General features: G+C 32.0%; 9 protein-coding genes. 1 reads left to right on the plus strand and 8 read right to left on the minus strand.

Features of this window, described 5'->3' with window-relative positions; genetic code table 11:
- Positions 1-3: 3 nt before the first annotated feature.
- From BUB42_RS06675 to BUB42_RS06705, 7 genes are read right to left on the minus strand one after another with little or no spacing between them, the layout of a single operon-like run.
- A complete protein-coding gene (locus BUB42_RS06675; RefSeq protein WP_073018425.1) occupies positions 4-4338 on the minus strand; it encodes a CusA/CzcA family heavy metal efflux RND transporter in 4335 nt (1444 codons plus the stop codon).
- Between the two features lie 57 nt (positions 4339-4395).
- Positions 4396-5790: a sensor histidine kinase gene (locus BUB42_RS06680; RefSeq protein WP_073018427.1), complete on the minus strand. Its 1395-nt coding sequence runs from the start codon at positions 5788-5790 to the stop codon at positions 4396-4398.
- 6 nt (positions 5791-5796) lie between these two features.
- Complete coding sequence (locus BUB42_RS06685; RefSeq protein WP_073018779.1) at positions 5797-6459, minus strand: response regulator transcription factor; 663 nt, start codon at positions 6457-6459, stop codon at positions 5797-5799.
- A 25-nt stretch (positions 6460-6484) separates the two neighbouring features.
- Positions 6485-7858, minus strand: coding sequence for a DUF3570 domain-containing protein (locus BUB42_RS06690; protein WP_073018429.1), 1374 nt, complete (start codon positions 7856-7858; stop codon positions 6485-6487).
- A gap of 43 nt (positions 7859-7901) precedes the next feature.
- Positions 7902-8114, minus strand: coding sequence for a DUF4266 domain-containing protein (locus BUB42_RS06695; RefSeq protein ID WP_073018440.1), 213 nt, complete (start codon positions 8112-8114; stop codon positions 7902-7904).
- A 15-nt stretch (positions 8115-8129) separates the two neighbouring features.
- Entirely contained in the window at positions 8130-9113 is a 984-nt protein-coding gene (locus BUB42_RS06700; RefSeq protein WP_073018442.1) for an FAD:protein FMN transferase, read from the minus strand.
- A complete protein-coding gene (locus BUB42_RS06705; protein WP_073018443.1) occupies positions 9113-9547 on the minus strand; it encodes a thioredoxin family protein in 435 nt (144 codons plus the stop codon). The genes BUB42_RS06700 and BUB42_RS06705 overlap by 1 nt, the downstream gene beginning before the upstream one ends.
- A 170-nt stretch (positions 9548-9717) precedes the next feature.
- Here BUB42_RS06705 and BUB42_RS06710 point away from each other — a divergent pair, with 170 nt between their 5' ends.
- A complete protein-coding gene (locus tag BUB42_RS06710) occupies positions 9718-11817 on the plus strand; it encodes an LTA synthase family protein (RefSeq protein WP_073018445.1) in 2100 nt (699 codons plus the stop codon).
- Between the two features lie 64 nt (positions 11818-11881).
- Here the strand turns inward: BUB42_RS06710 and BUB42_RS06715 are convergent, their stop codons facing one another.
- Positions 11882-12880, minus strand: coding sequence for a zinc dependent phospholipase C family protein (locus tag BUB42_RS06715; protein WP_073018447.1), 999 nt, complete (start codon positions 12878-12880; stop codon positions 11882-11884).
- Between the last annotated feature and the right edge of the window lie 48 nt (positions 12881-12928).

Consider the following 12928-nt stretch of genomic DNA (forward strand, 5'->3'; position numbering starts at 1 on the left):
AATTTATATATTTAAGTACTGTAAATCTAATTGGGTTTGGTTGAAATGTAATATTGTGTCTAAATATTCAACTTGAATGATTGTCGAATTTTCAAGACTTTGAATGTATTGAAAAAAGTCAATTTCTCCATTTTTATAACTACTGTTGGCAACTTTTATAATTTCATCTGATAATTTTTTTCCAAATGCATTATAGTAATTTATCGCTTCCTGATATTTAGCTAATTCATTGGTTTTTTGTTTGATGTATTGCTCTATTTTTACTTCTTCATTTTGCTTTTGCTGTTCCCAACTTTGTAATTCTAACTTTGCAACTTTGGTTTTAGAAATATTCCCAGAGAATAATATTGGCAATGCCACACCAACTTGAAAACCATGTAAAGATTGTGATAAGCCGTTATTTTTGCCCTGAAAATATTCTAAATTAATATCAGGCAACCAATGCTGTTTTTGTAAAGTAATTTGGTTTTTAAAATTAGAAGTAACACTTTCTAAATAAGAACTGTAAAACACCTTACTTGAAGTCTCATTTACAATTTCTACTGGAGTAATTGAATTAGTTTTTATAATTATTTCTTCATCAGTTTGAAGTAATGATTGTAGTAATTCATATTGCGCTTTTTTGTCTTTGTCTATTTGAGAAAGTTTAGTTCTTATTTGTCTAAATTTAGCTTGCGCCGTAATTTTCTCCAGATAATTAGTTTCACCTAATTCAAAGCGTCTGTCGCTAGCTTTAGAGAAATTTTGATATAAGCTATCCAAATAAGAATACAATTTTTCTTGATTTTGTAAATAAACTATCTGCTGATAAGATTTAGAAACGGCTAAGCTGAGCTTGTTTTTTTGAATGCTGAAGGTGGCTTTTTCTCTTTCAAATTCAGATTTAAAGACCTTTTCTTGTGCAGCGTAAACCGTAGGAAAAGCAAAGCGTTGCTGCGCACCAAAAACTCTAATAGGCAGATCGTTTAATGCTAAATTATTCTGATCAAAGCTGTAATAAATATTAGTTTTATCAAAAGTGTAAGCTGTTTTTATATTCGCTTCTGTTTTGTCAACTTGCAGTTGTGCTGCTCTTATACCTTTGTTATTTTGAATTGCTGTAGACAATAAACCTTCTAATTCAGAATTAGAATTTTGTGCAAAAGTAAATGATGAACTTACTAATAATAAAATTAAAATGGTAAACTTTTGATTCGATTTCACATTTAATTTTTTGAAGTTTTTTTGTTCAAATATTTTATACAAAATGGGCAGTACAATCATAGTCAAAATTGTTGCTGTGAATAATCCGCCAATTACTACAGTCGCTAATGGTCTTTGCACTTCTGCTCCTGCTGATGATGAAATTGCCATTGGTAAAAAACCTAAAGCGGCGGCTGATGCGGTTAGTAAAACAGCACGCAATCTATCAGTAGTACCTTTTATAATTAATTCATCGATATCTTTCATGCCTTGATGTTTGAGTTCTTTAAAATGTTCAATAAGTACAATCCCGTTCAAGACTGCGATACCAAATAATGCAATGAATCCAACCCCAGCCGAAATACTGAATGGTAGATCTCGTATCCAAAGAAATAAAACGCCACCAACGGCTGAAAGTGGAATCGCAGAATAAACCATTAACGCTTCTTTTACTGATCCAAAAGCAAAATATAAAAGAACAAAAATCAGGAATAATGCTATAGGAACTGCAATCAATAAACGTGCTTTAGCGCTTTGTAAATTTTCAAATTGTCCTCCATATTTAACATAATATCCAACGGGAAGCTTAATATTATTATCCACAATTTTTTGAATATCAGTAACCACACTTTGCAAATCTCGGTTTCTTACATTGATTCCCACAACAATTCTCCTATTGGTATCGTCACGTGAAATTTTTGCAGGACCTTCGGTGTATTCGATTGAAGCTAATTCACTAAGCGGAATTTGTTCTCCATTTGGAATTGAAACATATAAACTGCGTAAATCCTCAATATCGCGTCGATTGGTTTGCGCCAAACGAACAACCATGTCAAAACGTTTTTCCCCTTCAAACACATTTCCAACTGTTTTTCCGGCAAAGCCAAGAGAAATCATGTCGTTTAAATCAGAAATGTTTAGTCCGTAACGAGCAATTTTAGACCGATCGTAAATCACCGACATTTGTGGTAAACCCTCTGTTTTTTCTATTATTATATCTGATGCGCCTTCGACTTTTGCGATCGCATTTTTTATTTCATGTGCTTTTTGTGCCAAAATATTTAAGTCTTCGCCAAAAACTTTCACTGCAATGTCAGAGCGAGTTCCCGATATTAATTCGTTGAAACGCATTTCTATGGGTTGCGTAAATTCAATTTCCATGTTAGGAATTTCTTTCTCGAGAGCTGCTTTAATTTTGTCTGCTAATTCATCTTTGCTTGATGCCGAAGTCCATTCTGATTTTGGTTTTAATTTGACAATGACGTCACTTTCTTCCATTGACATTGGATCTGTTGGAACTTCAGCAGCGCCAATTCTACTAATAACTTGAGTTACTTCAGGAAAATTTTTGAGAATGATTTTTTCTATTTTTGTCGTTGTAGCAATTGTTTTCGTCAGCGAGGTTCCCGTTTTTAAAACTGGCTGAATGACAAAATCACCTTCATCTAAAGTTGGAATAAATTCGCCTCCCATTGTTGCAAATAATCCTCCAGCCAATAATAGCAATCCTGCTGCGCTGTAAAGGATTTTTTTGGTGTTATTTATTGCCCAAGTAATTATAGGTAAATACCAAGAGTTTAGTCTGCGAATTAATTTTGCTGAGATTGAATTTGGATTTTCGGCTACAGGTTTTAAAAATAAAGACGAAACTACCGGAACATAAGTAAAACAGAAAATCATTGCACCTAATAAAGCAAAACTAAAAGTCATTGCCATAGGTTTGAACATTTTACCTTCAATTCCTGACAGTGAAAGAATGGGAATAAAAACAATTAAAATAATCAATTGACCAAAAATAGCCGAATTCATCATTTTAGATGCACTTTGACGAGTAATGTCATCTATTGCTAACTGCCGTTCTTTTTTATCAAGATTTATTAAATGAGCTGATTTACTTGCTATTTGGAACGCAATAAATTCAACAATAATTACTGCGCCGTCAATTATGATTCCAAAATCAATAGCGCCAAGACTCATTAAATTAGCATCAATTCCAAAAATATTCATAAACGAAATCGCAAATAGTAAGCACAATGGAATTACCGAAGCAACGACTAAACCAGAACGCCAATTTCCCAGTAACAAAACGACTACAAAAATTACAATTAAACAACCTAAAATTAAGTTTTCGGCAACAGTGAAAGTCGTTTTTCCAACTAATTCGCTACGCTCTAAGAAACCATTAATGTAAACACCTTCTGGTAATGATTTTTGGATTTCGGTAACTCTATTTTTAACATCATCGATTACTTGTTTTGAATTTCCGCCTTTCAGCATCATAACTTGTCCTAAAACCTTTTCGCCTTCTCCATTGCCAGTAATTGCTCCAAAACGGTTGGCATGACCGAAACGTATTTCAGCAACGTTTTTGATAAAAATAGGAACGCCGTTGTTATTAGCTACAACTATATTTCCTATGTCGTCTAGAGATTTTACTTTTCCTTCCCCTCGTATAAAATAACTTTGATTTACCTTTTCAATGTATCCTCCGCCAGCGATACTGTTGTTTTTTTCAAGTGCAGTAAAAATTTCGTTTGTCGTAATATTCATTGCTTTTAATCGCGCTGGGTCAATGGCAACCTCATATTGTTTTAAATAGCCACCCCAAGTGTTGATTTCTACAACTCCTTTTATACCTGATAATTGCCGTTTTACAACCCAGTCTTGAATAGTTCGCAAATCAGTAACCGAATAATTATCTTTGAATTCCGGCTTTACTTCTAATGTATATTGGTAAATTTCGCCAAGTCCTGTAGTTATTGGTCCCATTTCTGGTGTACCAAAACCTTGCGGAATTTTCTCTGTCGCTGCTTTAATTTTTTCAGCAATGAGCTGTCTTGGTAAATAGGTTCCCAAATCATCTTCAAAGACAATAGTAACAACCGATAAACCAAACTTAGAAATAGATCGAATTTCAGTTACTCCAGGCAAATTTGCCATTTCAATTTCTACTGGATAGGTAATATACTGTTCAATATCCTGAGTAGAAAGATTTCTAGAAGTTGTAATTACTTGCACCTGATTGTTAGTTACATCAGGAACGGCACCTATTGAAATTTGGAAAACAGAAAATATTCCAAATCCAAAAACTCCCAGCGTGAAAAGTAAAATAATTAGTTTGTTTTTTAAACTGAAAGCTATAATTTTATCAAGCATTTTTTATCTTATTTATACTTCAAAAGTAAGGCTCAAAGATATGAATTTCCTTAAGAATTACTTAATTTGTGATTCACATAAGCTTAAAATTACACTTGTACCTTTACTTTCTTGACTGTTAATTACAATTTCAATTGCCAGCAACGAGCACAATCTGTTTACAATAGAAAGACCTAAACCCGTTCCTTTTATTTCTGGGTGATCACTGGATTTTGATCTGTAAAACGGATTATAAATCCTTTCTAAATCTTCTTGCGGTATTCCAATACCTGAATCGATGATATGACATTCAATTTTAGAATTGCTTTCTTTTATTTCAATTGTTAAACTTCCATTTTCATTCGAATATTTTACCGCATTTGAAATCAAATTATTAATTACAATTGAAAATAAATATAGATCCGTTTCGAAATAAAAATCTTTTGAAAAATCATTTGAAACTCCTATTTTTTTTACTTTGATGGCTGAGGAATGGCGTGCAATTGTATCTAAAAATAACGCATTCAAATATACTTTCTCAGTTTTGATCGTTTGCTTTTGGTTTTCAAAACGAGCGAGTAAAAGCAGCTGATCGACTAAGTGATTTAAACGATTGACTTCTTTTACACAAAAATTGATCTTTTCCTCATACTGTGCGTGATCTCTAGGTTTTCGAATTAGCACTTCGAGCGTTCCTTTAATAACTGTAAGTGGAGTTCGCAATTCATGTGACGCGTCCGAAGTAAATTGTTTTTCTCTTTTAATAGCAGTTTCAATTCTATCTAATAAATTATTTATCGTTTGTGATAACACATACAATTCATCTTTGTTTGGAGGCAAAAGGATTCGAGAAGTCAAATTATCTGTGGTAATAATATTAGAGGTCGTAATAATTGAACTTATAGGTTTTATAAATCGACCGGCAATAAATCGTGCGATAATGAAAAGTAAAATTAAAATAATAGGAAATGCTATTATGAGCACTTCTGCTAAATTGTTGAGCACCATTGTCGCGTCTTCAAGCGACATAGCGATTATTATGTACCCAATTATTTTTGTTTTTTCGTAAATGGGAACTTGTATTTGCCGGATTGCGCTATTGGCTAACTTAGTGTCGAAAAGGTTATTTTCGGCCTGGTCAGGTTTAAAAGCTAAACTAGATCGCTTAAGGTTAGGCGATTTTTCAATAACTTTTCCGTTGCTATCTGTAAACTGAATAAACACCGGATTTACGTCAAGCGTGTTGTGTTCTCGTTCTTTCCATTCCTCGCGATGAATCAAATAAAAAGTATTGCCTTCAATTTTAATTTCATCAATATGTTTCTTCACTTCGCTAGTAATATCAGTATTTACGTGACTGTAAACACTAAATTTTACTATAGAATAAATGATAAAGAAAACTACAAAAATTAATAAAGCAGTAGTTACAATATAATTGAAAGCGATTCTATTTTTAAAAGAAAGTTGCTCCATTTTTAATTAATCATTAGCAATATATCCAACGCCTCGAACTGTTTTTATATAGTCTTGTTCGATTTTTAAATTCAATTTTTTACGTATCGCATTAATAAATACATCAATAACACCGGTATCATATTCAAAATGAATGTCCCAAACATCTTCAATTATCTGATTTCTAGTGCATACATTTCCTTTGTTTTTGACTAAATAAGTAAGTAATTCAAATTCGCGTTGCGTCAAAGCTACTTCATTTTTATTGACTAAAACAAGATGTTTGGCTATAAAAATTTCTATTGTTCCAAGAGTAAGAATTTCACTTTCTTTTTGCTTTCTAAAATGAATTTTAATACGCTCCAATAATTCGTCAAAGCTAAATGGTTTTTTAATATAATCATTCGCGCCGGCTTTGAGTCCTTCAATTGTTTCTTGAACGGTATCTTTAGCAGTTAAAAAAATAATTGGTGTCGTATTATTTTTCAACCGTATGGCTTTACAAAGTTCTAATCCGTTCATTTTGGGAAGCATCCAATCGAGTAAAATTAAATCAAAATTTTGTTTTTGAATTAATTCAAAACCTTGAAGTCCGTCAAAGGCACTGCTTATTTGATAGCCTTCCTCTTCTAAACCTTGTTGCAGAAACTGTACAATCCCCGCTTCGTCTTCTACAATTAGTATATGCATAATTTCTGTTTTTTTAAAATATGGATTATTGCATAATAAATTTAAAAGCAATTGATGCTATATTAGCTTGTAAATGGTCACTACGTTCGTAATGATTAAATCTAAAATCAATATTCTTGATTCCAAATTCCCAAATTTTTGCGGCTGTAAAAATATCAGTATAATTAATTCCAAAACCATATTGATTAGCATCAAAGGCCGCTAAATCAGCATCTGAAGTATAATATTTTTCGGTTGATAAATGAGTTTCATTCGGTGCATAATATTTAGAAGCAGTTTGTGCATAATAACGATACATTGGAGAAACAGTGAATCTATCAGATAATTTTATCGGAAGTTCAATATTGGCTGTATGAGCTTGAATGTTCCAATTATCAGAATAATAGCGATAATAAGTTCTAATTATAAACTTCTCACTCAAATAATAATTTAACCGGGCTCCAACTGGTATTTTAAATCGAGAATCTGGCAATCTTTCTATATCATCAGCTAGTTTATACACACCCACATTACTTGCATTTTCATAATTACTTATGTATTGTGGCTGTCCAATATAGAAATTAGCTTTATCAGCAAAATATATTCGATGATATGGAGATGACAATAATCCTTGTTGTTGCACAATATCTGTAAAAAATGAAACTTGTAACTTCTTAGTTAGAACCTGAGAAAAACCTAGGGCGGCTGAAAATGAATTTCTCTTCACGCCACTTATTGATTCAAAAGCTGACGGAGCGTAAGCAGATGTTGACAAACCGTTTTGATTAAAAATAGATCGCCCAGCCAAATAGCCTTGATTTACAAAGTTTGAACCATAAATTGCATATTCATCTAATTCTTTTGGATATATTGGTCGCCATTGATCTAAATAGGCATTTACTTTTAAACTCAATTCTGTGTTTTTCTCATTAAAAAGACTCGCAATTCCACCACCAAAACCTATTGAAGTATAATCATATTCATTTGAAAATGAAACATCAGTATTCCAAATAAAATTTCTGGAATCGCTGTTATGACTGTAATTTACAACTGCAGAAACTAACTGATCACTTTGAGAAGCACCAGATGAAGCTTGCCAAGGTGTGGGATTTGCACCAGAATCATAAGGATTTATATTGCTGGAAGAAGCAGAAGTATAAGCTGAAATTCCTAAATCAACAGTTAAAACATCATCATCGTTCAAAGGCATCGCTACAATAATATTTAAAGCAACATCAGCAAGTTTTTCTGATCCAAGTCCACCCGATACGGCTGATCTCGCTCCATCTTGATCGTAATAACTGGTCAAAAAGTCAACTTCTATATTTTCTAGTACTCTTTTTTTAAATTCCGGTTCTTTATCTTGTGCAAATGCCGAAACAGACATTAAGATAAAAAGAGCTATAATTTTTATTTTCATTTTTTAACAAATTGAATTTTATTAACTAAACTGCTATTATTCTTTAATTACAACCGCAGCCACCACCAGATTTCCCTCCATTAGCTCCAGCCGCAGCTTCGCGATACACTTGGAATGAAGTCTCGTATCGTTCTACAGTTCGTGCCGTCAGTTTCATATCAGGATCGTTAATTTTTTCTTTTTCATATTCTTTTACAGGGCTGCAAGACTGCAACATTAATATTGAAAAAAATAGAAATACCATTTTCTTTGTCATTTTAAATAATTTTATTTATTTATATTTTTGAATGTCTATTCCTTTTGAGGAGTGAATTTTACCTTGATCATCAACAATAATGCATTCAACACCTTTAATTTGGTTTACAAGGTCTAAACCTACTTCTACACCCATCACAAAAATTCCTGTTGCCATCGCATCGGCTATTTCGGTTTGTTTTGCAAAAACAGATATACTTACTATTCCTGTGGCCGGATAACCAGTTCGAGGATCTATAATATGAGAATAACGAATTCCATTAAAAATAACGTATTTTTCATAACTGCCAGAAGTTTCGACAGCACTATCTTCTAATGGGAATGTGGCAAAAACTTTATTTTTATTCAAAGGATTCACAATGCCTATTGACCACAGTTTTCTATCTGGTTGTTTTCCCCAAGCATTAATATCTCCTGAAACATTGATAACTCCTGACAAACAGCCTTTTGAAAAAAGTAAATCTTTCACTTTATCAGCAATATACCCTTGACCTATTCCGCCTAAACCTAGTTTCATTCCGGCTAGTTTCAGGAAAATGGTGTGCTCACTTTTGTTTAAAATAATATTTTTATAGTCTATTTTCGCCACTGATTTTTTTATCGCTTCTGCTGTAGGCATTGTTTTCATACTGCCATCAAATTTCCATATTTTATCCATGGAAGCGTACGAAATATCAAATGCACCCTTTGTAATTTGGGAAATTTTGATGGAACGTTCTACTAAATCAAAAACTTCTGCATCTACTTTTACAGGTTTTATTCCTGCATTTCTATTTACGTCAGAAATTTGTGTAGTGGGAATCCAATCAGAAATTAAATTCTCGATTCGTTTTGTTTCGGCTATAGCCAAATCAATATACTCATTAGCTTTCACAGTATCTTTTGCGACAGCAGTAACTTCAAAAGGACTTCCCAACATATACATCTTGCGCTTGAGTGCAATTTGTGAAACTGCTGACAAACTAAGTAAGAGCGATACAGTAATCAATAAATTTGTCATTATTTTTCGAAAGAATGAATGAGTTGAATGTATTCTTGAGGTGAAACGTTTTTATAACCAGTAATTCCCAATATAGTTCCTGATTTGTCTAACAGCAAGACCAGAGGAAAATTGCCTGATTTATTATAGCGATCTGCTAATTTTTTATTATTGGCAGTCACAGCTGCTGGCAATAAATTAGCTTTTTTCTTAGGGAAATCAGCTTTATAAACGATCCATTTTTGCTCTGCTTCTTTTTTGAACTCTTCAGATTGCCAAATGTTATTATCTAACTTTATACACGGTGCACACCAGTCAGATCCTGAAAACACAAGAACTATATTTTTATTTTCAATGATAGCTTGGTTTTTTGCATCTTCAAAATTAGTTTTCCAATTTTGAGAAAATCCTATTGTTCCTAATAAAAGCATTATGTAAGTTATATTATTTTTCATCTAGACTTCACAATTAAATTCAATGTAAAATTATTCTTTTTAATCTTTATTCGAAAAACAGAAATTTGATCTTAAGTCAATATTAATTATTATTCAAATCTTTAAAACTTCTAAATAAGTAAATTTGTATATTAATTATAGTTTTTCATTAAAAAAATAACACAATCTAAATGAATATCACAAAGAAAGCATCACCATTTTATTACTTACTTCTTTTTTACATTATTGTTAGTTTGTCAGTCAGAATAATTCTTTTTTTCCATCCAATAACTCAAACTACATTTGCAGTGATTGATACTTTATCAGTATTTGTTTTTGGGTTTTTATCAGACTTTTTTGTTTTTGTTTTAATGAGTGGTTTTTTGTGGCTCTATCTTATTTTAATCTCTAACTCGAAATACCATAAACCTTATGGCTATATTATTTTTGGTGTTTTTATAGCACTGTTTCTTTACATTTTATCAGGAAAATCAGTGCTTAATGAATATGGTGGTGCGTTACCTAAAATTGGTTTGGTATTTGTCAGTTTGAAAACTATTTTATTTGGATTGCTACTTTTTTTACCAAAATATAGAAGTCAAATTCGTTTTTGGTTATTTTCCTTCGTAATTTTTCTCTATGTAGTTTTGATTTTGCAAAACGGAATTAGTGAATACTTTTTTTGGAATGAATTTGGAGTACGATACAATTTTATCGCGGTAAATTATCTTATTTATACGAATGAAGTAATTGGAAATATAATGGAATCATACCCTGTAATTCCTATATTTTCAGCCTTATTTATTATTGCAGGTTTAGTTACATATTTTATTGTAAAAAAATCAAGGAATTATATTGAAAACATTCCAACTTTTGTAGAGAAAATAAAAATTTCTGGAATTTACCTTTTACTTTTTGGACTATCATTACTTGCAATTCCATCACTATCAATTAAAGAAAATTCAACAAATATTTTCGCAAATGAATTGCAAGCAAACGGAATTTTTAAGTTTTATTTGGCCTTTATGAATAGCGAACTAGACTATTTTAAATTTTATAAGACCGTTCCTAAAGCTGATGCTTATGTGCAACTAAAGCAGCAAATTTCATTATTATCTGGAGAAACAACACTGAGACAGATTAAAAGTGAAGCGGCCGAAAACCATAAAAATGTAGTTCTCATTACTATTGAAAGTTATAGCGCTGAATTTATGAAAATGTACGGCAATGAACAAAATATCACGCCTTTTTTAGACAGTTTGGCAACAAAAAGTTTAGTTTTTACTAATTTATATGCTGTGGGAAATAGAACCGTTCGCGGTCTTGAAGCGGTTACTTTATGTTTACCTCCTACTGCAGGTGAAAGTGTTATTAAACGTAAAGATGACAAAAATAAGTTTTCAACGGGATCCATTTTTAGAAATAAAGGCTATGATGTAAAATTTATGTATGGCGGCGATGCTTTTTTTGATAATATGGAAGATTTTTTCGCAGGCAATAATTATGATATTGTAGATAAAAAAACTTTTGCACCGCACGAAATTACTTTTGATAATATTTGGGGAGTTTGTGATGAAGACATGTACAACAAAGCGATTACTATTATGAACAAAGAAGGACAATCAGGTAAGCCTTTTTTCAATCATATCATGACCGTTAGTAATCATAGACCTTTTACGTACCCAAATGGTAAAATTGATATTCCCGGCGATGCTAAATCTCGAGATGGCGGTGTAAAGTATACCGATTTTGCAATGAAAAAATTCTTTGAAAATGCCAAGAAACAATCTTGGTTTAATAACACAGTATTTGTCATTCTAGCAGATCATTGCGCATCAAGTGCAGGAAAAACAGAACTTCCAGCTGATAAATACCGCATTCCAGCAATGATTTATTGTCCCGGTTTTGTAAAACCTCAATATTACACTAATTTGATGTCGCAAATTGACGTGATGCCAACGGTTTTAGGATTATTGAATTTTGATTATCAAAGTAAATTTTATGGTCAAGATGTTCTAAAATTAGATTATAAACCACGAGCTTTCATTGCAACATATCAGGATTTAGGTTTGATAAAAAACAATATTCTTACCATCATTTCTCCTAAGCAAAAAGTCAAACAATTTCAGTTAACATTGAGAAAAGGCCAAAAAGTGGCTCCTGAATTTCAAATTTATTACGACCAAATAGTACTAAAAAAAGAAAGAACCGATTTAGTACAAGAAACAATCGCCTATTATCAAACGGCATCGGATATTTTAAAAAAGCATAAATATCAGAAAGTTAATTAGCATAAAAAAACGGGTACGATCAAAGTCTATCCCGTTTTTTATTGGGCAACTATTATTATTATTATTATTCTTTCTCATTGATCAAACCAAAAAGGGTACCTTGGTTAAAAGTTTTTAAATCTTTTTTCAAATATTTAGTATTGCGTTGTGTAAGTTCGCTAGGATCTAATTTACTCAAATCAGGTTTACCTGCATTGACCCACGCAGTGTACCAAAAACTAGCCGTCACGGTAATTGCTTTTTTCATCTGCTTTTCTACCATTCCGTTTAGCTCTGTGTGAAATCTTCTGGCATATTCATCAGAATATAGTGTTCCACCGTATTTGTTTTTTACAATTACTCCAGAAGCATCTGTTACAAAGATTTTATTTTCAGGAGTTGAAGTTCTTAACTTTTTATCAGCTGCTAAAAGAGGTTCAACTAAACTGTGTGTATCAAACATCAATTCCCAAATTGCTTTATCAACATCTTCTAAATAAATTCCTTCTGGTACATTTAGTTTATAATCGTTAACAAACAATTCAGGTAAGCGGCTTTCCCATAAGGAATGAATTCCTTTTTGATTTGTATTTTGTCCATCGTGATTATCAGATGTATGCAAAGGCATGTGAGCATCAGCAATATAATGACCCAAATCACCTGCGATAAACAAGATTTCGTTCTTTCTTTTGTCTTTAAAAGCTTTAGTAAGCTTTGTCATCAAATCTTGAATATGCCAAGGCAAAATTCCGTTTTTTGTTAAAAACTTTTCATCATATTTTTTTTGAGCTTCATCCATTGTTTTTGGAAAAGTAGTCACGTCGCCAAAATTTTCCATGTCAAAATAATGACGTGGTGGCTCTGATTTATCATTTAATACGTTTCTTCTTAAATCTGGTACGGTCGATTCTTGTGTGATATAATCGATATGATTGTAAAAAAAAGTTTGTAACGGTTTTGGCAAAGCTAATACCGCTGCCCTGTTAATCCGTTCATGTCCAATTACGCCCCATGACAAAAGTAAAAAAGCAGCAGAAATTATGGTTAAAGCAATAAACGTAGGTCTAATTTTAAAATTTTTCATTAAATTTATTTTTTTGAGACACAAATGTATTTCTTTATTTCGTTTTCA

Origin of the sequence: Flavobacterium micromati, assembly GCF_900129585.1 — a bacterium.
Classification (GTDB): Bacteria; Bacteroidota; Bacteroidia; order Flavobacteriales; family Flavobacteriaceae; genus Flavobacterium; species Flavobacterium micromati.

Coding starts and splice junctions, on each gene's coding strand:
- BUB42_RS06675 (WP_073018425.1), bottom strand. CDS start 4,338: ATGCTTGATAAAATTATAGCTTTCAGTTTAAAAAACAAACTAATTATT.
- BUB42_RS06680 (WP_073018427.1), bottom strand. CDS start 5,790: ATGGAGCAACTTTCTTTTAAAAATAGAATCGCTTTCAATTATATTGTA.
- BUB42_RS06685 (WP_073018779.1), bottom strand. CDS start 6,459: ATGCATATACTAATTGTAGAAGACGAAGCGGGGATTGTACAGTTTCTG.
- BUB42_RS06690 (WP_073018429.1), bottom strand. CDS start 7,858: ATGAAAATAAAAATTATAGCTCTTTTTATCTTAATGTCTGTTTCGGCA.
- BUB42_RS06695 (WP_073018440.1), bottom strand. CDS start 8,114: ATGACAAAGAAAATGGTATTTCTATTTTTTTCAATATTAATGTTGCAG.
- BUB42_RS06700 (WP_073018442.1), bottom strand. CDS start 9,113: ATGACAAATTTATTGATTACTGTATCGCTCTTACTTAGTTTGTCAGCA.
- BUB42_RS06705 (WP_073018443.1), bottom strand. CDS start 9,547: ATGAAAAATAATATAACTTACATAATGCTTTTATTAGGAACAATAGGA.
- BUB42_RS06710 (WP_073018445.1), top strand. CDS start 9,718: ATGAATATCACAAAGAAAGCATCACCATTTTATTACTTACTTCTTTTT.
- BUB42_RS06715 (WP_073018447.1), bottom strand. CDS start 12,880: ATGAAAAATTTTAAAATTAGACCTACGTTTATTGCTTTAACCATAATT.